Origin of the sequence: Halothermothrix orenii H 168 (assembly GCF_000020485.1) — a bacterium.
GTDB lineage: Bacteria > Bacillota > Halanaerobiia > Halanaerobiales > Halothermotrichaceae > Halothermothrix > Halothermothrix orenii.
Map to the genome: position 1 here is coordinate 261,121 of NC_011899.1, position 19,062 is coordinate 280,182.

Consider the following 19,062-nt stretch of genomic DNA (forward strand, 5'->3'; position numbering starts at 1 on the left):
TGTCCATAATAAAGGTATCAAATCTATCTAAAATATATGGTGAAGGTGAGGTAGCAGTCAAGGCTCTAAAGGAAGTATCTTTTGAGGTTGATGAGGGGGAATTTGTTGCCGTGATGGGCCCGTCTGGCTCGGGAAAGTCAACATTAATGAATATTCTTGGCTGCCTGGACACCCCTACCTCCGGGGAGTATTATCTTGACGGGGTTAATGTCAGCAGCATGTCTGAAAAGGAACTGGCAAAAATAAGAAACCTTAAGGTCGGTTTTATCTTTCAGACCTTCAATCTACTTCCCCGTTTTTCAGCCTTAAGAAATGTAGAACAGCCCATGATCTATAAAGGGGTCCCCCGTCAAAAAAGGTTAAAGATAGCCAGAAAGGCTTTAGAATCTGTGGGGCTCGGTGACAGGCTCCACCACAAACCTTCGGAACTTTCAGGAGGGCAATGCCAGAGAGTGGCCATAGCCAGGTCTCTGGTTAATGACCCCCAGATAATTCTGGCAGATGAACCGACCGGTAACCTTGATAGCAAATCTGAAGAGGATATACTGGAAATCCTGAATGGTTTAAATGAAAAGGGGATAACCATAGTTATGGTTACCCATGACCGGGTAGTTGCCAGTCATGCTCACCGTATAGTCCATTTTAAAGATGGAGAGATAATCAGGGAAGATAAAACACAGAACGGTATTAATAGAGAGACTGCTACCCGTTCCTGGAGGGATCGGGATGAAATTACTTGAGTATATTGGTCTTGCCCTGTATGAAATCTGGCATAATAAGGTCAGGACCTTTTTGACCCTGATTGGGGTCATTATCGGGATAGCTGCTGTAATTGTTATTATTTTTGTGGTCCAGGGGGCAGAGAGGTTTTTACTGGCTGAAGTTGAAAAAATAGCTCCTTCTGATGTTATCTATGCTTATGCCCGGTGGGACCGTGATACCAGACGGCCTATGGCTGGGTTGACCCTTGATGATATTGAGTATATTAAAGACAGGGAATCAGACATGATTAGAGCCATTGCCCCCCGGTATTATGGTAACAGTAAGATCAGACTTAATGGGGAAGAAAAGGATTGCAACCTCATTGCTTCAACCCCCTCTATCTTTGATATATATGATGTAAGTATTGCCAGAGGAAGGTCCTTAACACGGCTGGATATGGAAGAATTAAATCAGGTGGTTGTCCTGAGTTATGATACAGCTGAAAAATTATTTGAAGGGGTTAACCCTGTTGGTAAGAAGTTAAATCTGTCCGGTCTTACTTTTACCGTCATCGGTGTCCTGGAGGAGGGGGAAAAGTCCATAATCCCTACTTCAGTAACAAATAATACGGTATTTATCCCTTTTAGTGTATTTGAAAGGATTTTTGATGTTCATAACCGCTTTATCTTAATGGCCAGGCTAAAAGATAAATCTCTGGTCGATACAGGAATTAAGCGGGTACAACAATTACTGGACAGAAGGCATGGTATGGCAGACAATGGGATGTCAAAGTTTCGAGTAAGTAGCTGGGTCTCAGGGCTTAAGGAAATAAGTATTATAAAGACGGTCCTGATTGTCTTACTTAGCGGGGTCGCCAGTATAACCCTTCTGGTGGCCGGGATTGGTTTAATGAACATTATGCTGGTTATTGTAACTGAAAGGACCCGGGAGATTGGCCTGAGGAAGGCCCTGGGGGCAACAAACCGGGATATCCTCATTCAATTTATTATTGAATCCATTGTTCTCTGTATTGTTGGAGGTATTCTCGGGGTTATTGTAGGGTATCTCGGGAGTGAAGTTGCCCTCAATATTGCTAATAAATACATTAACTTTAGTTATAGTGTCCCAAGGTGGGCAGTTTTGCTGTCCCTGACCTTTACGACACTGGTTGGTCTCTTCTTTGGAATATACCCTGCCTATAAAGCAGCCCGCCTTAATCCCATAGAGGCGTTGCGTTATGAATAAGGTGGTGACATAGATGAATTTAATGGAAACAATTAGACTGGCCCTGGCCGGGGTTGGAAGTAATAAATTGAGGTCATTTTTGACCCTGTTAGGTATTATAATTGGAGTAACAGCAGTTATTCTGATGGTATCTCTGGGGAGTGGAACCCAGAAGGTTGTTAGTGGCCAGTTCAGTAATCTTCAGACCCGTCAAATATATATAGATGAAAACCATAATTTACCATACCATCTGCAGGGGCGGTTAAGTTTGCGGGACAGGGATTACCTTAAAGACTCTGTAATGGGTGTTGAAAAGGTCGTTCCCTTTTACCAGCTTTACACGGGGGTAAAGTATGGTGATAATGAGCAGGAAGGCTGGGTTTATGGTATCGATCCTGCTTCACAGGAACTGATTAATGTAAATATAAGTTATGGCCGTTTTTTTGACCAGTCAGATATTGATAATAAAGAGCGGGTTGCTATAGTCGGGGAACAGTTGCTGGAAAGACTGGCGAGGACAGGAAATATGGTGCAACCACAACACGCCTCTACCCCCGATTATGCCTCAGCAGTCGGTAAATATATATATCTGTCTGGTAAGAAATTTATTATTGTTGGAGTTATGCAGGAATCCCAGAACATGATGTTTATTTCTAATCAATCGGTTCTACTTCCATACACCACTATCAGAGACCACTGGCGCCGGGAAACCAGATATGTAGATTTTTATCTGCTATCCTATGGTCCAGACGCTTCAGAGAAAGATACCCTGGAACAGGTAAAATATCTTATGGATAGAAAATACGGTAAAACCAGTACCGGGAAGAGTAAGTTTTACTTCCAGAGTCTTCAGGAAAATGTCAATATCATGACCAGGGTTTTTACTGTATTTACTTATGTGCTTGGTGGAATTGCTTCTATTTCCCTGCTGGTAGGCGGTATCGGGGTTATGAATATTATGCTGGTTACCGTTAAAGAAAGGACCCGTGAGATTGGAGTAAGGCTGGCCATAGGAGCGACCAGGCAGGATGTTCAGAGACAGTTTTTAGCAGAATCAGTCATCCTCTCTGTCGGTGGTGGTATTGTCGGGGTTTTAATGGGTAGTATTCTTTCATTTCTTGCCAATATGATCTTGAAACAGGTCTTCAACTGGTGGCAGGGATTTATTCCAGGGTGGGTTATTCTGCTATCCTTCGGGGTAACTACCGCCATTGGGGTTATATTTGGTTTTTATCCTGCCTATAAGGCCTCCAGGCTTGACCCCATAGAGGCTCTAAGATATGAATAGTTTTTTAATGTTTTTTACTTAAATTGAGGAGGTAGATAGAATGTCACCATGGAGCAAAATGGTTAATATTTTTCTTTCCCCTGAAGAAGTTTTCATGGATTTGAAAGAAAAGAGTGATTGGGTGGTTCCTCTTGTTACAATTCTGGTAATAAGCCTGTTGACAACTTTTATTTTACTTCCCAGTGTTATTATTCCAAAACAGGTAGAGCAGATTACCAATAACCCAAACCTGAGTCTGGAGCAGAAGAATAAAAGTCTTGAAATTATACATGGTCCCGTTAATTATTTTATTACTATAATTGGTAGTGTCCTGGGTATGTTTATTGGGGTACTTATTTTAAGTGGAGGTCTAATGTTAATCAGGGTTATCTTTAAAGGGGAAAAGGTTCCCTTTAAAAATGTTTTCTCTGGAGCAGTTTATACTAGCTTAATTCCTGCACTGGGGTCTATCATTACTACAATATTAAGTTATTACCAAAATAGTCTTATTAGCAGTTTTAATCTGTCCCTGTTTGTACCAGAATTAAATAACAAATTTATAAAGATGTTTATAGAAAGAATAACGCTTTTTGGTGTCTGGGAGGTAATTTTAATTGGATTAATGTTATCAATTTTTTATAAATATAGCAAAAAGAAGGCCTTTTCAATCGCTTTTGGTGTTTATTTTATTTTAATTCTTTTCTTTATCTTTTTATCCCAGTTATTGCCACCTGGTGCTTAAATAAAGGTCATATTTAATATGGAGGAAGAAATATAATTTTTAACATAAAGAAAGCAAAGTTGGGGTATAAAGGATTATAAATAAGTTAACTTAATAAAAGAGACTGATAACCGGGTACGCTTTTTCCTGGTGGTTTTTCCACCTATTTTGCGTACCCGTTTTTAATTAATTTTAAGGACTTAAAAAAAGGTGTTTTTAATGTCATATTGAATTTTTATTGTATACGTATTATAGTAATAATTAAGTATTTGATGAAATAACAGGAGATGAGCCAGATGAGAATCGGGATTTTTGACTCAGGTGTTGGAGGAATTACAGTTCTTAAAGAAGCCCTTAATTTGTTGCCGGGGGAGGATTATATATATTATGCCGATACTGCAAATGTTCCCTATGGTACTAAAGACAAAAACGAGGTTAGACAATATATATTTAAAGCTGTTGAATTTCTAATAAATCGGGGGATAGAAGCCCTGGTTGTTGCCTGTAATACGGCCACCAGTATCGCTATTAAAGATTTAAGAGAAACATATCAATTTCCTATAGTTGGTATGGAACCAGCTGTCAAACCTGCTGTTGAAAGGAGCAGGAATAAAAAGGTTCTGGTACTGGCAACCCCCCTGACCATCAGGGAAGAGAAGTTTAGAAACCTGGTATCCAGGGTTAAAGCTGAGGATATAGTTGATTCCCTGGGACTGCCTGGTCTGGTAGAATATGCTGAGGGTTTTGTTTTTGATGAAAACATTATTATACCTTATCTAAAGGACAGGCTATCCCCTTTTAATTTACAGGAGTACGGGACACTGGTCCTGGGTTGTACTCATTTTCTATATTTCAGGGATATTTTTAATAAAATCATTCCCGATCATATTGATATTATTGATGGTAATAAAGGTACGGTAAGGCATTTAAAAAATCTTCTTCTTCAAAGCGGATTTAAAACAGGTAGTGAGGGGTCAGGGGAGATTATATTCTATTCCTCAGGGAAGAAAGATGAGAGGAGATTAAAAAAGTATCTGGATATCTTAAAAGAAATATAACAAAGGTCCTAATGCCAGAGAACATTACAAGTGACATGTTTATAAGAAGAATCGGTTGAGTTGATTCTATTGCGAACAAATTTCTTATCTATTATATCCCCGGTGTTAATAAAAATAACTTTCGATGGGAGTATGAAGGGATAAAAAACATGATCCGGTTAATAGACTTAAATTAAGGTATAAAGTTTAATATACTAACAATATTTATATTGAGGTGTTCAAACAGGATCCTGGTTCCGATAAAGATCAGTATTAGTCCACCGATAATCTGAGCCTTATTCTGGAGAAGGTTACCACCGGTTTTTCCAATAAAAACCCCCGGGGCAGATAGGATGAAAGTTGTCCATCCGATTATCATAACTGAGGGGAGGATAGCTACCTTAAGGCAGGCAAAACTGACCCCGACTGCCAGGGCATCTATACTGGTGGCGATAGCCAGTAAAAGAAGTATTTTGTTATTTAAAGGGTTAAAGTTATTATCTTCATCAGTGGTTGTTTCATAGATCATTTTTAAACCGATAATTAAAAGCAGAATGAAGGCTACCCAGTGGTCATAGCTTTTTATATAGTTACTAAATTTCAGGCTGCAAAACCAACCGACAAGAGGCATAAAGGCCTGAAAAAACCCGAAAAAGAACCCAATTTTAATAGCATTTTTAAATCTGATTTGGTTTAAGATGATACCACTGGTAACTGAAACTGAAAAGGCATCCATAGCAAGTCCAAATGCAGTAAAAAAAAGGGTTAACAGGGTCATGGTATTACTCCTTTAAGTAGGTATAATATATGCGGGTTCAGGTTTTCGTAGTGGGTGACAACAACTGTATTATAATGTCTTTTGTATGTAATGTCAATGTTTTTATAAAAGCTGCTGGAACAAGAAATTGATTTAAATGTTTTCTTAATTCTTACAGGTCAAACAAAAACATCTGAGTTTAGATATAACCTAATTGATAATAAAGAGTCTGTATATTGGTAGAGATATACTTGATAATGGAGGGTTTGCTTTGAATAGAGAAAAAATAACACAACTGGTAAAGCAATTTATAAAAGATTATTCCAGCAGAAAAGAAATTTATACTAAATGGAGAGAGCCCATAATTAAGTTTTCTGATGTTAGAGATGAACTATTTTTTAAATTGAAAGAGATTATTAGTCCCACTCATGCTTTACCTACAGATTTTATGGAAGATGCTAAAACTGTGATATCTTATTTTATTCCTTTTGATAAATCAATTGTAAATTTAAATATAGATGGAAAGTATAGTTCGAGAGGATGGGCAATGGCATATATAGAAACCAATAAACTCATATTAGACTTGAACAAATATATTAAGAGGGAACTTGAGTTATTAAATTATAAATCAACTATTATACCTGCAACACATAATTTTGACAAAGAAAAGTTAATAAGCGATTGGTCCCATAGGCACGTTGCTTACATTGCCGGGTTAGGGACATTTGGCTTGAATAATATGTTAATTACCGATAAAGGGTGTTGTGGTAGAATTGGGAGTATAATAACTAATTTAAAAGTTGAACCTACAAAAAGAAAAGATATAGAATATTGTCTCTATAAAAGAAAAGGAGTATGCAAAAAATGTGTGAAAAGATGTGTCAATAATGCGTTGAAAGTTGATTCGTTTGACCGGCATAAGTGTTACGAAATGTTATTATATAATGATAGGTTACATTCTGATTTTGGTCTGGCAGACGTGTGTGGTAAATGTTGTGTTAATTTACCATGTTCATTTACTAACCCGGTAAAAAAAAAGTAGTAAAACATGTTTCAATATTTGATGATAATAGTGGGGTGGGTCTAAATGAAAAACTGAAGCGGCATTGCAGGTTAAAAAATATAATAAAAGGAGCAAGCCAGTTTATTTAGTTACCATGGTTTCCAAATAATAATGGCTCAAGGTATTTTTCCACCAGATGTTATAATAGGTCACACAATAGAGACAACTATATCTGCATGTGTATATGGAGGTCTTATAGGCTATCTATTTTACATAAGGTATTTGTCTGGTAACAACATTAATTAAAAGTGAGGGACAGAAATGTCTAGAATTTTTACAAAAAAAGAAAAGCAAAGGATCATTAAAGAGATACAGTATTTCTTTTTGGAAGAAAGAGAAGAAGAAATTGGGATAATAGCTGCTGAAAGAGTGTTTGATTTTTTCACAGGGAATTTAGGAAAAATATTTTATAATAAAGGATTGGATGATGCAAGAATTTGGTTTTCAAAAAGAATGGAAGATTTAGAAATAGATTATGATTTACTGTACAAGTAATGTTAAAAGCAAAGGAAATAAAATATGTAACCTAATAGAGTTTTTTGAGTCTGGATAGACAATGGAGGTTTTGCAAAATGTTAGACTATAATAATTCAACGACCGTATTTTTATGGGTTTTAGCATTTTATTTTCTACCCATGGTAGTAGGGTTTATTTTAGGAAAAATAAAAACTATAAGTTTAACAAAAATAAGTGAAATAGGGTATAAACTTGGAGATCCTGTAACTACAAAAATTCATAACTGGTCTAGAAAATATAAATTGTTAAGTATCAAAAATGGCCACTGGTTGTTATTATTCTTATTAATTTTTTTAAATAATTTAATATTGGTAGCTTTTGTAAGAAGGATATTTTATGGGATTATTTTTGTTATTCCGTTATTATTAACCGCATGGACAGGTTTTGGTCATGGAGTTCTTTTCTCTAAACCTAAAGGCAGGGCAGGTATCTTATTAATATTTTTTGAATTTGGTGGGTATCTATTTGCAACAGTTATTGGAGTAAAAATAGGGATATGTATTTTAATTTCGTTAATAAGTAATAATCAACCGGTAATTAGTATACCCTGGGATTATGTTTTGCCGGCGGTAGTATTTCTAATGATTGGTGCGGCTATAGAAACTTTATCGATAAAAGCAGCCAGTAAAAATATGGATTTGAACAACATAGATAAAATTAATTTTGAACAAAGAAGAGCTGAAATTGCAAAACAAATAGATGATGATTAATAATATCCAGTAATTGAATTATCATATATATTTTAGAAGGGAGTCTCTAGTGAAAGGTCTATAATATATGGGTTGTATAAAGTTTATAAAAGGAGGTGATACATAATTCCTGAAAAAACAAAAGTTGTTAAAGTTGTACCGTATAACCCTGATTGGAAAATGGAATTTAAAAAGATTAAAAATAAGATTTTAAAATATATAGGAAATTTAATTTTGAGTGTTGAACATGTGGGTAGTACATCTGTAGAAGGATTAGCTGCTAAACCAATAATAGATATAGATGTTGTAATAGAAGATATGTCCGTTTTACCAGATATTATTAAAGGTTTAGAAAAAGCAGGGTATGAATATGAAGGTAATTTAGGAATAGAAGGCAGGGAAGCATTTAGAAGAATAAAAAAAGATGGATTGATGAAACATCATTTATATGTTTGTCCTAAAGATGGTAAAGGTTATTTAGAGCATATAGCCTTAAGAGACTACCTTAGAGAAAATAAAGATGCCAGAAGAGAGTATGAAGAGCTTAAGTTAAAATTAGCAAGGAAATATAGAAATGATGTTGATACTTATTGTATTAAAAAAACTGACTTTATAAACAGTATCCTGAGTAAAACAATTTATAAAAAGCAGGACTAAAACTATAAAGTGTTTTTGATGTTTATTATTCATATATTTAAAGGGATTGGAAATTCAATAAACATAAAGGAGTGTGGATTATTAAATGAAATATAGAAAACTAGGGAGAGCGGGAGTAAAAGTAAGTGAACTTAGTTTAGGAAGCTGGTTAACATATGGTAATTCTGTTGAAAAGGAAAGGGCCATTAAGACTATTGATAAAGCTTATGAGCTTGGTATTAATTCCTTTGATACTGCCAATGTTTATGCCAGGGGGGAAGCTGAAAAAATTGTTGGTAGGGCTTTAAATAAGTATCCCAGGGAATCTTATGTTCTGGCAACTAAGGTTTACTGGCCTATGGGGGATGGTGTTAATGATAGGGGTTTATCGAAAAAACATGTTTTTGAACAACTACATCAGAGTTTAAAAAGACTGAACCATGATTATGTAGATATTCTCTACTGCCACCGTTTTGATGAGGAGACTCCCCTGTATGAAACACTACGGACTATTGATGATCTAATTCGTCAGGGTAAGGTATTATATGTAGGGGTAAGTGAATGGACTGCTTATCAGATTGTAGAGGGATTAAGGGTACAGGACCAATACCTTTTAGATCGCCTGGTTGTAAATCAACCTATTTATAACCTTTTCAACAGGTATATTGAAAAAGAAATTGTACCTACCTGTATGGAAAACGGTCTGGGATTAATTGTTTTTTCTCCATTAGCCCAGGGTTTACTTACAGGTAAATATAGATTAGGAGAACCTATTCCTGAAAATAGTAGGGCCGCAGACCCTAAGGCAAATAGATGGATTAAAGAAATCCTGACCGAAGAAAACCTTTCTAAAGTGGAAAAATTAATTGAGATTGCCAATGAACTGGGGATAAGTATGCCACAATTAGCCCTGGCCTGGATTTTACATCAACCGGGAATTACTAGTGCTTTAATTGGTGCCAGTAAACCAGAACAGGTAGAAGAGAATGTAAAGGCAGTAGATGTATCTCTTTCTGAAGATGTATTAGAAAGGATAGAAAAAATAATGCAGGGTGAGTAATTGTTTTTTAAAATATCCATATACTTTTTAATAATTTGCGGGAAGTGTTAAAGAAATAACGGGTAGTTAGTTTAGAAAAATAACAATAAGGGGGTATCTACATATAATAATAGAAAATAAATGAATTCAGGTGATTACTATGAATCATGGAAGCCGTCCCCCCTGTCAGGGAATCCTCTATACAGTTAAACCCGGTGATACATTATCAAAAATTGCTAGACGATATAACCTAACAGTAAGGGATATAGTAAGTGCAAACCCGCAAATTAGTGATCCTGATAAAATAACAGTTGGCCAGGTTATTTGTATTCCAAAGGTAGCATCTCAATTAAGAGAATGTGCTATAGTTCTGGCTTTGTCCCGGGAAGCTACTGTTGCTCTCCCTGAAATAGCTGGAGGAGTTGTTTTGGTCCAGAGGGCTGGAGAAGGGAAATATGCCCTCACCTTTGCAGCTACAGGTTTACCCAACCCCGGATCTTTAGGGGAATTTGATACTTATCTAGGTTCAATTAACATTAACGGGCAAGAGTATTCAGCAGTATTGAGGGTTTCAGCACCTTTTGAGCAGGAACCAACCTGGGCTGGTACGAGGGTAATAAATATAAATCCTTTTAATTATCCTGACAGTACCGTTACTATTTTTCCCTTCAACCTTGAAACAAGTATCAGGTCTGGACCTATATTAGGAGGAACCATAGCTGAATGTAAACGATAATTTAATTTCAACCCCCATTAAGGGGGTTTTTATTTTAAGGAAATTATCTTTTTCTTCCTATTTCTTTGAGATAATAAGGTTTTTTCACTCTGGTTTATCCTGCTGTGGCTATAGCTTCAAGGTGTCTTTAAAGATTAGTGGTGGTATTTTATTTTTAGGTATAAAAGGAAAAAAAGCAATTAAAGGGTTTCACCCCTTCAAAACAAAGTAAACTTAAAGGTCAGGGTGTTTTCTGTACAGAAATATTACCAGGTCTGGGGTATTTTCTTAATTTATTTTATTATAGGAATTGAAACTTTAATATATTTAAAGAAAAGTTTAAAGATTTTAGAAAAATAAAAAAGTTTTCGCAACCAAGAAGGATTTTCGTTTTTTATCCAGTATACATATTAATAACGAAACCGGTTACGTGCAGGAGAACAAGATATTAATATTTTCCTGTATATTTTATAGCAAAATGAGGTGGGGACATGTTAAGAAATAAAATTGTATCAGTGTTTTTATTATTAATTATTAGTACAGCTGGCGTTATGGCAACAGATGATAATGTAGGGCAAGAAAAACATCAAGTGCCCTATGATCAATTGACATTAGTCTGGAGTGATGAATTTAATTATACAGGATTCCCCGATCCTGATAAATGGAGTTATGATGTAGGGGGGCATGGCTGGGGCAATGGAGAGAAACAGTACTACACTGAAAAAAGAAAAGAAAATGTCTGGGTAGAAGATGGAAGATTAATTATTATGGCCAGGAAAGAGGATTATAAGGGTAATAAATATACATCAGCTAGATTAGTTACCCGCAATAAAGGAGACTGGTTATATGGTAGAATAGAAGTGAGGGCCAAACTCCCCCGGGGAAGAGGAACCTGGCCTGCTATCTGGATGCTTCCTACTGGCTGGATATATGGTAACTGGCCCAGCAGCGGGGAGATAGATATAATGGAACATGTGGGTTATGATATGGGGGTAGTTCATGGTTCAGTACATACCAGGAGTTATAACCATCGACTGGGGACCCATAAAACTAATACCATCAGGGTTGAAGAGGTTGATAAAAAATTTCATGTTTATAGTATTGAATGGTATCCTGGTAAAATACTTTTCTTTGTTGATAATATCCATTATTTTACCTTTAGGAATGAGGGAACCGGCTGGCGGGAATGGCCCTTTGATCAGCCCTTCCATTTGATATTAAATATTGCAGTAGGTGGTGCCTGGGGTGGTCAAAAAGGAATTGATGACAGTATCTGGCCCCAGAGTATGGAGGTTGATTATGTAAGGGGTTATGATTTAAATATTGAAGAAAGGGATAAGATCCCTCCCGGAAAACCTGGTAATTTAAAGGCAGATTCTACTGCCATTTATGTAGATTTAAGCTGGGACCATTCTGTTGACAATTTTGGGGTAAAAGAATATGAAATTTATTTAAATGATAGATTAATAGGAAAAACCAGTAATACCAAATTTAAGGTTAAAAAACTGGACCCTGAAACAAAATATAATTTTAAGGTCAGGGCAGTAGATTTTGCAGGAAATGTATCTGAGTATAGTTCTGTTCAGGTTAAAACTACGTCCCTGCCTTTAAAAATAATTCCGGGAAAAGTGGAAGCAGAGGAATACCTTATAATGGAGGATGGAATTGCCACTGAAACTACAACTGATGCTGGTGGTGGTGTTAATCTTTGTTATATAGGTGATGGTGACTGGATGGAGTATGTTCTGGAGGTACAGGAAACAGGAAATTATCAAGTGGATTTTAGAGTGGCCGGGGTAATCAAGGGCAAAGTAGAGCTCAGAGATGAAAAGGGGAACACCCTGGCCAGTGTCGAAGTTCCTGCTACTGGTGACTGGCAAAAATGGGTTACTGTTTCCAGTGATAAATTTACCCTGGCAGCTGGAGTATACCATATTAAGGTTTATGCTACAATTGGTGGCTTTAACCTTAACTGGTTTGAGATTAAGAAAGTTGACCAGTAGGTAGGTTTTTTAATACATTTTTTATGGAATGTTGTTTATTGAATTAAAAAAAGAAATGGCTTGTAAAATTTATTTTAATAAGATAAGGCAAAAAACCTCATATTATATATAAATGTAAATAATTAAATTTAAAGGTCAACCTCATCAAGAGGTTGGCTTTTTTAATTGTTTTATAAATTGTTGGAACTATAATTGGATTAGTATCCCATGACAAAACCCGTCATATTTTCCTTTTGCTAACATATATATACAGTGTAAAATCTTCACTCTGGATTAACTTTATTAGTCCAGGTAAATTTTATTTAACCGGGAGGAAATTAAATGCTTAGCCCCAGCCTTGAAGACTATTTAGAAGAAATATACCGTTTCTCTGCTGAACTGGGATTTATTAGAATTACAGATGTAGCTAACAAACTTAATGTATCGTTACCTTCAGTAAACAAGGCGGTTAAAATTCTTGCCAGTAAAGGATATCTTGAGTATATACCCTATAAAAACATCGCCTTAACAGAGAAAGGGGCTAAATTGGGAAAATATCTGGTTGAACGTAACCATATGATACAGAATTTCCTCGAGGTGATAGGTAGTAAAGCTGATAAAGAAGAGGAGGCAGAAGCAATAGAACATTATTTATCAAAAGAAACAGTCCATGCTATGACTATGGTAGTTAAGTTTTTTGAAAAAAACCCCGGGATACAAAAAATGTTAACCAGGTTTCAAAGGGAAAATAAAGAGAATTCCCAATTTAGCCAGTATGATATCTAAACAATTTTTATAAAATATTTACAAAATTAGTCCAAATAATTCTATTAATTGGACTACTACAAAAGTAACTACAATGGCAATAGATGTTGTTAGAATAAATGTAAAGATGGTCCATTTTATACTCTGAGTTTCTTTTCGGATTGTGAGCAGGGTTGTTCCACAGGGAAAATGTAGCAGGGAAAAAAGCATGGTTGCCAGAGCTGTAACCCAGGTCCAGCCATTGTTGACAAGGATATCTCGTAAAGCATTGGCACTTTCAGGTTCTAGCATGGTTCCTGCTGAAAGATAACTCATCACCAGGATAGGTATTACTATTTCATTGGCCGGTAATCCAAGGATAAAGGCCAGGAGAATAAAACCATCAAGTCCTATTAAAACTGCAAAGGGATCCAAAAGGTTTGCTACATGATCGATTAAACTAACTCCATTAAGTCCTACATTGGCAAAAATCCAGACTATAGCCCCGGCGGGGGCAGCAACAATAACCGCCCTACCCAGTACAAATAGAGTTCTATCCAGAAAAGATCTGACCAGGACCCTCCCGATTTGAGGCTTTCGGTATGGGGGGAGTTCCAGGGTAAAGGATGATGGAACACCCTTGAGAACAGTTTTGGATAGGCCCCAGGAAACCACTAATGTTATAATAATGCCAAACAGTACCAACCCTACTACAGTTGCGGCAGCTATAAAGGAACTATAAGTATTACTTACAACAGTTCCCATAAAAATGGTAGCGAGTATGATTAATGTTGGGAAACGGCCATTACAGGGGACAAAGTTATTGGTTATTATTGCAATTAACTTTTCCCTTGGGGAGTCAATAATACGGGCTGAAATAACCCCGGCAGCATTACAACCAAATCCCATACTCATTGTTAGTGACTGTTTCCCGTGGGCACCTGCTTTCTTGAAAAAATTATCCAGGTTAAAAGCAACCCTTGGTAAGTAGCCCAGGTCTTCCATTAAGGTGAACAGGGGAAAGAAGATAGCCATAGGGGGAAGCATTACTGAGACAACCCATGCCATAGTCCGGTAAACTCCCAGGACCAGAATACCATGGAGCCATTCCGGGGCCTTTATCCATATAAAGAAATCTGACAATCGGCCTTCTATCCAGAATAGTCCTTTAGCCAGTAAAGCAGAAGGAACATTGGCTCCAGCGATAGTTAACCAGAAAACTCCACCAAGCATTAAAAGCATAATGGGAAAGCCCAACCATTTGGAGGTTAGAATATCATCAATTTTCTCACCCAAGTCTGTTTTCTTTTTATTATTAACTTTAACAGTTTTTCTGGCAATTGTTTCTGCAAAAGAATAAATATCTTTAACTATCTGGTCACGGAGTAATTTTTTTTGTTCTGAAGTAAATTTATTATCAACCTCTTTGAAAATATTTTTTATTTTAACACTGCTTGAAACTAACTCCATCAGTTTAAACCTCCCGTTTCGCTGATAAATTAAATTCAGGTTTTGACCTTAAAACATACTTTTCAATTGACTCCATTATTGTTTTGTCTCCTTCTATTAACCGCAGGGCCAGCCATTTTAAATTGATATCTGAAATATGACCGAAATTTTTTTTTAATACAGGAACTATTCTATCTACTGCTTCTTCTATTTCAGGTGAGTATTTTACCTTGCCTGGGTTTACCTTTATATCTCCATTTGTAATTTTATAAACCATTTCTTTAATATTTTCTAATCCTATACCATCCCTTGCTACAGTTGGGATGACAGGTATTTTTAAATTATTTTTTAGTTCCTTGATATCAATTTTTATATTTTTGCGACGTGCTTCATCCATTAAATTAAGACAGAGTATTACGTTACTTGTCAATTCTGTGACCTGTAATACCAGATTAAGGTTTCTTTCCAGGTTAGTTGCATCAGCAACAACTACAGTTGTATCAGGTCTGGCGAAGCAGATGAAATCACGGGCAATTCTCTCTTCTGTTGAACTGGCCAGCAGTGAATAGGTTCCCGGAAGATCTACTATCATAAATTCCTGGTCTTTATGGGTAAAAAAACCCCGGGCCCGGGTTACGGTTTTCCCGGGCCAGTTACCAGTATGCTGTCTTAAGCCGGTCAAACCATTGAAGACAGTACTTTTTCCGGTATTCGGATTTCCGGCGAGGGCAATAACAGGTATTTTTTTATCCAACTCAATATTAAATTCTTCTTTCAAAACATTTAGACCACTTGATTCTGCTGTTAATCCCATTTTTCTATCCTCCTTAAGATTAAAAATTATTGAGAAACTTTTACCAGGTCAGTTTCTTCTTTGCGTAAAGCCAGAACAGTACCCCGGATTAGATAGGCAGTTGGATCACCGGAAGGACTCCTTCTCCTGGGTTCTACAGTGGTTCCGGGAATTAGTCCTAGATCAAGTAATCTTCTTCTTTTATTACCTCTGGCTGTAAGGTTAATAACCTTTCCTTTGGTACCGATGGGTAACTGAGTCAGGATCACATATTAACCTCCTTTCATTTAATTAAATTATGTTTAGATTGTTATCCTTTACTAACATTTTAATAGTCAGTATTATAATATGCTGGTCTGAAAGAGATGTGAATTTATTATAGTAAACTTATTTCATGCGGAATAAATTTTGAAGGAATTAGGTCAGAAGATAGAAAATTATATAATTAAAGGGACTTATTACTTTTTTAAAAAGGTAAGAAAAAGCAGGATTTATATTTTAAGAAAGGGAGCTGGGAATATGAAACTGGTTAGCTCGAAAAGGGAACTAGTAGTTTTAATTTGCTTAGTTATTCTTTTAATAATATCAAATATAATAATAACCAGAGGAGTCTTGATGACAGATAATATTCCTGGGACAGATGTATTTAATATATATAGGGCCAGAATCATTGATACCCTGCTTCACCTTGTTTTTCTAGTATTCGGGGTATTATTATATAAACACTCCCACCAAAATAATTATTTTTCAAATGGATTTGAGGAAATAACTTTAAAAAACATTACATCATTTATTATCAGCCTTTTGATAATTTTGTTCACTAACATCCAGTGGTTTTTTGTTAATGAGGCGCAATTAGAAATGCTGACATCTTCCAGTAAGTATAATTTATTATTTAAAAATTACTATAATATTCTGGGGTATTCCCTACGGGCGGGGGTTGGTGAAGAAATTATCTTCAGGCTTTTTTTAATTTCCCTTTTTGTTTTTATCATTAAAAAAATAAATGTAAAAATTGATGCAGTTAAGGTTAGTGTAGTAATTGCTTCATTGTTATTTATATTTATTCATCCACTGGGTAATTTTCTGTTTGCTTTTTTAGTGTTTATGGTAGGTCTGGGATTTGGCTACTTATTTGTCAATAATGGTTTACTATGGTGTATTGTTGTTCATTTTGCTGCAGATATAATTGGGTTTACGGTTGGCTATTTTAAGGTTATGTAAAAATACTAGTGGGGGGTAAAGAATGAAGACAAAAGTTGTCTGGCAGGGAGGACTTAAGTTTATTGATAAGTTTGATGACGGTCAGGAAATTTTAATGGGTTCTTCGGAGAACAGTGAAGGGGTTAGCCCTTTAAAATTATTACTTACTGGAGTAGCCGGATGTACCGGTATTGATATAATTATGATTCTTGAAAAGATGCGTTTGAATGTTGAAAAGTTTAGTATAGTAGTTGAAGGGGTAAGGGCAGATGAACATCCCCGGCGCTTTATCGAAATTGATATTAAGTACATTCTTAAAGGAGATAATTTATCTGAGGACAAAGTGGAACGGGCTATTGAACTCTCAATAGATAAATACTGTTCAGCGAGTAATTCCTTAAATTCAAAAATTAATTATTCTTATGTTATCGAATAAAATACTGCAGGTGTAAGCCTGCAGTATTTATAAAATTGGGTGTTTTTTTGTTATATTTAATTTATAAAAGTAATACCTTCAGGTCAGGGTTCAGACGGAAGTAGATTACTGTTTTATATAACTTAAAATGATATTATTGACAACAAACTGGAAAACATATATAATTATATTAGATATTTAGATAATTATCTAAATATAAAAATAAGGGGTTGTAAATAATGAATTTGAATTTTGATAAAACCTTTAAAGCCCTGGCAGATGCAAATAGAAGAAAGATCCTGTTCCTGTTAAAAGAAAGTGATCTTACAGCTGGAGAGATAGCCAGCGAGTTTGATATAAGTAAACCTTCAATTTCTCACCACCTCAATATTTTAAAAAATGCTGGCTTGGTAGAGGCTAGAAGAGAAGGACAGCAGATTTATTATTCTTTAAAGATGACTGTATTTCAGGAAGTGGTTAATGAATTCATGAATTTATTTAGAAAGGAGAGTGGTGATAATGAAAAAATATAATATAAAACGGGATATCTTTGCAATATTTATACTGCTGGTTGGAGTGGGATTTGCACTGGCAAGTTACCCTAAAATACCTGATAAAGTTCCTATTCAGTGGGGTTTAGATGGTAATGTTAATTCTTATGCTAATAAATTTCCAGGGGCATTCTGGGGTGTGTTTGCAGCATTAGGTATATACATCTTTTTTTATCTTCAGCTGATTATAGACCCTTTAAAGAAAAATTACGAACGATTTAAAGATAAATACTGGATTATCAGAGATATAACAGTAGCTATATTTGTATCATTGAATTTTATGAGTATCTTCTGGTCTTTAGGTTATATGAAAAATAACAATATAATCATTTTGTTAATTTCAATATTAATAATTGCTATAGGAAATTATATGCCTACTTTTAAGAAAAACTGGTTTCTAGGAATAAAAACCCCCTGGACCTTATCCAGTGAAGAGGTATGGAATAAGACACACCGACTGGGAGGAAAATTATTTGTCCTTTCAGGATTAATTGGGTTAATAGAAATATTATTCTTTGATAGTAGTAAAATCTTTCTGGGAAGTCTTATCTTAACAGGGGTTTTATGTTTAGCATATTCTTTCATTGTATATAAAAAAATGGAGAGGAAATTGGAGGAAGGGGACCAAGATGACTAAAAAGGCTGGATTATTTGTTGGTTTGACATTATCTTTTAGTTGGTTGATAGCTTTTTTATTTTTTCATTTTGTTGGTACAGGTAATATTTTATTTTATACTTTGATGTCAATCGGGTATATGTTTATTCCCTTACTGGTAACAATTATAATACAGAAAATTATTTATAATGAACCTGTTAAAAAACCGATGGGTATTTCTTTTAAGTTTAATAAATGGTTTGTGATAGCCTGGTTATTGCCACTAATAATGGCTTTTATGACTTTTGGGGTCAGTTTATTATTTCCCCAGGTTGAGTACAGTCCTGATATGGCAGGTATGTTTGCCAGGTATCTGGATCAGTTTGGACCAGAAAAGATAGAACAGATGAAACAGGCAATGAAAGTTGCCCCCATTCATCCATTCTGGATGTCAGTAATTCAGGCTTTACTGGCAGGATTTACTATAAATGCTTTAGTAGCTTTTGGAGAAGAATTAGGCTGGAGGGGTTTTTTACAGCAGGAATTTAATAAACTCGGATTCTGGCCATCATCCCTATTAATCGGTTTTATCTGGGGGTTATGGCATGCTCCCTTAATATTACAGGGCCATAATTATCCCCAGCATCCTAAATTCGGGGTTTTGATGATGATTATCTGGTGTATTTTATTATCACCTTTATTTAGTTATATAAGAATCAAGTCAGGTTCAGTTATTGCCGCTGCTATTTTTCATGGTACTATCAATGCCAGCTTTGGTCTGGCAATTGTATTAATCAAAGGAGGTAGTGATTTAATAGTAGGATTTACCGGATTAGCTGGCTTTATTGTACTGTTGTTACTAAATGTTCTTTTATTTCTTTATGATATCAGGTATGCTAAAGAGTCTATTATTAATAATTCTTTATATATAAAGATATGAGACCTGTTCAATATTATCTTTTGT

The 19,062-nt window shown here is 35.5% G+C and carries 22 protein-coding genes and 1 pseudogene; 19 read left to right on the top strand and 4 right to left on the bottom strand.

From position 1 onward, the window contains the following. Positions 1–5: 5 nt before the first annotated feature. The 5 genes from HORE_RS01395 (at position 6) to murI (ending at position 4,972) form a co-directional block, all read left to right on the top strand. Entirely contained in the window at positions 6–740 is a 735-nt protein-coding gene (locus tag HORE_RS01395) for an ABC transporter ATP-binding protein (RefSeq protein WP_041606209.1), read from the top strand. Further along, entirely contained in the window at positions 727–1,947 is a 1,221-nt protein-coding gene (locus HORE_RS01400) for an ABC transporter permease (protein ID WP_012635205.1), read from the top strand. The genes HORE_RS01395 and HORE_RS01400 overlap by 14 nt, the downstream gene beginning before the upstream one ends. 13 nt (positions 1,948–1,960) lie before the next feature. Next, positions 1,961–3,214, top strand: a complete 1,254-nt coding sequence (locus tag HORE_RS01405; RefSeq protein WP_012635206.1) for an ABC transporter permease — start codon at positions 1,961–1,963, stop codon at positions 3,212–3,214. A 40-nt stretch (positions 3,215–3,254) separates the two neighbouring features. Next, positions 3,255–3,935, top strand: coding sequence for a YIP1 family protein (locus HORE_RS01410; protein WP_012635207.1), 681 nt, complete (start codon positions 3,255–3,257; stop codon positions 3,933–3,935). A gap of 275 nt (positions 3,936–4,210) precedes the next feature. Further along, positions 4,211–4,972 carry a glutamate racemase gene (gene murI, locus HORE_RS01415; RefSeq protein ID WP_012635208.1) on the top strand — a complete coding sequence of 254 codons (762 nt, stop codon included), beginning with the start codon at positions 4,211–4,213 and terminating at the stop codon, positions 4,970–4,972. A gap of 172 nt (positions 4,973–5,144) precedes the next feature. Here murI and HORE_RS01420 read toward each other — a convergent pair whose 3' ends face one another. Further along, positions 5,145–5,729: a manganese efflux pump MntP gene (locus HORE_RS01420; RefSeq protein ID WP_012635209.1), complete on the bottom strand. Its 585-nt coding sequence runs from the start codon at positions 5,727–5,729 to the stop codon at positions 5,145–5,147. Between the two features lie 250 nt (positions 5,730–5,979). Between HORE_RS01420 and HORE_RS01425 the strand changes: the two genes are divergently transcribed. The 9 genes and pseudogenes from HORE_RS01425 (at position 5,980) to HORE_RS01460 (ending at position 13,134) form a co-directional block, all read left to right on the top strand. Then, positions 5,980–6,750 (top strand): epoxyqueuosine reductase, encoded by a 771-nt coding sequence (locus HORE_RS01425; protein ID WP_041605746.1) that lies wholly within the window; start codon positions 5,980–5,982, stop codon positions 6,748–6,750. Between the two features lie 282 nt (positions 6,751–7,032). After that, positions 7,033–7,266 carry a DUF2164 domain-containing protein gene (locus tag HORE_RS01430; RefSeq protein ID WP_012635211.1) on the top strand — a complete coding sequence of 78 codons (234 nt, stop codon included), beginning with the start codon at positions 7,033–7,035 and terminating at the stop codon, positions 7,264–7,266. Between the two features lie 77 nt (positions 7,267–7,343). Further along, a complete protein-coding gene (locus HORE_RS01435; RefSeq protein ID WP_012635212.1) occupies positions 7,344–7,997 on the top strand; it encodes a hypothetical protein in 654 nt (217 codons plus the stop codon). Positions 7,998–8,102: 105 nt separating this feature from the next. Then, complete coding sequence (locus tag HORE_RS01440) at positions 8,103–8,633, top strand: GrpB family protein (RefSeq protein WP_041605748.1); 531 nt, start codon at positions 8,103–8,105, stop codon at positions 8,631–8,633. A gap of 85 nt (positions 8,634–8,718) precedes the next feature. Further along, positions 8,719–9,672 carry an aldo/keto reductase family protein gene (locus HORE_RS01445; RefSeq protein WP_012635214.1) on the top strand — a complete coding sequence of 318 codons (954 nt, stop codon included), beginning with the start codon at positions 8,719–8,721 and terminating at the stop codon, positions 9,670–9,672. A gap of 139 nt (positions 9,673–9,811) precedes the next feature. Then, the gene (locus HORE_RS01450; protein ID WP_012635215.1) at positions 9,812–10,387 is read left to right on the top strand and encodes a LysM peptidoglycan-binding domain-containing protein; all 576 of its coding nucleotides are present in this window, start codon (positions 9,812–9,814) and stop codon (positions 10,385–10,387) included. A 530-nt stretch (positions 10,388–10,917) separates the two neighbouring features. Next, positions 10,918–11,679, top strand: a pseudogene (locus HORE_RS13250) (glycoside hydrolase family 16 protein); the annotation flags it as partial. Further along, complete coding sequence (locus HORE_RS13325; protein WP_486606200.1) at positions 11,653–12,369, top strand: carbohydrate-binding protein; 717 nt, start codon at positions 11,653–11,655, stop codon at positions 12,367–12,369. The pseudogene HORE_RS13250 and the gene HORE_RS13325, both read left to right, overlap by 27 nt. A 321-nt stretch (positions 12,370–12,690) precedes the next feature. Continuing rightward, the gene (locus HORE_RS01460; RefSeq protein WP_012635218.1) at positions 12,691–13,134 is read left to right on the top strand and encodes a metal-dependent transcriptional regulator; all 444 of its coding nucleotides are present in this window, start codon (positions 12,691–12,693) and stop codon (positions 13,132–13,134) included. 18 nt (positions 13,135–13,152) lie between these two features. On the opposite strand, the gene HORE_RS12845 is transcribed toward HORE_RS01460, so the two are convergent. From HORE_RS12845 to HORE_RS01475, 3 genes are read right to left on the bottom strand one after another with little or no spacing between them, the layout of a single operon-like run. Next, positions 13,153–14,562 (bottom strand): nucleoside recognition domain-containing protein, encoded by a 1,410-nt coding sequence (locus HORE_RS12845; RefSeq protein ID WP_012635219.1) that lies wholly within the window; start codon positions 14,560–14,562, stop codon positions 13,153–13,155. 4 nt (positions 14,563–14,566) lie between these two features. Continuing rightward, positions 14,567–15,355, bottom strand: coding sequence for a FeoB small GTPase domain-containing protein (locus HORE_RS12850; protein ID WP_012635220.1), 789 nt, complete (start codon positions 15,353–15,355; stop codon positions 14,567–14,569). A 26-nt stretch (positions 15,356–15,381) separates the two neighbouring features. Beyond that, entirely contained in the window at positions 15,382–15,603 is a 222-nt protein-coding gene (locus HORE_RS01475; RefSeq protein WP_012635221.1) for a FeoA family protein, read from the bottom strand. Positions 15,604–15,949: 346 nt separating this feature from the next. Here HORE_RS01475 and HORE_RS01480 point away from each other — a divergent pair, with 346 nt between their 5' ends. From HORE_RS01480 to HORE_RS01500, 5 genes are all read left to right on the top strand, one after another. Beyond that, positions 15,950–16,558 (top strand): CPBP family intramembrane glutamic endopeptidase, encoded by a 609-nt coding sequence (locus tag HORE_RS01480; RefSeq protein ID WP_167935743.1) that lies wholly within the window; start codon positions 15,950–15,952, stop codon positions 16,556–16,558. Between the two features lie 22 nt (positions 16,559–16,580). Next, the gene (locus HORE_RS01485) at positions 16,581–16,973 is read left to right on the top strand and encodes an OsmC family protein (RefSeq protein ID WP_012635223.1); all 393 of its coding nucleotides are present in this window, start codon (positions 16,581–16,583) and stop codon (positions 16,971–16,973) included. 218 nt (positions 16,974–17,191) lie between these two features. After that, positions 17,192–17,485, top strand: a complete 294-nt coding sequence (locus tag HORE_RS01490) for an autorepressor SdpR family transcription factor (protein WP_012635224.1) — start codon at positions 17,192–17,194, stop codon at positions 17,483–17,485. After that, positions 17,472–18,140, top strand: coding sequence for an SdpI family protein (locus HORE_RS01495; protein ID WP_012635225.1), 669 nt, complete (start codon positions 17,472–17,474; stop codon positions 18,138–18,140). The genes HORE_RS01490 and HORE_RS01495 overlap by 14 nt, the downstream gene beginning before the upstream one ends. Continuing rightward, positions 18,133–19,038 carry a CPBP family intramembrane glutamic endopeptidase gene (locus HORE_RS01500; protein WP_012635226.1) on the top strand — a complete coding sequence of 302 codons (906 nt, stop codon included), beginning with the start codon at positions 18,133–18,135 and terminating at the stop codon, positions 19,036–19,038. The genes HORE_RS01495 and HORE_RS01500 overlap by 8 nt, the downstream gene beginning before the upstream one ends. Positions 19,039–19,062: the final 24 nt, after the last annotated feature.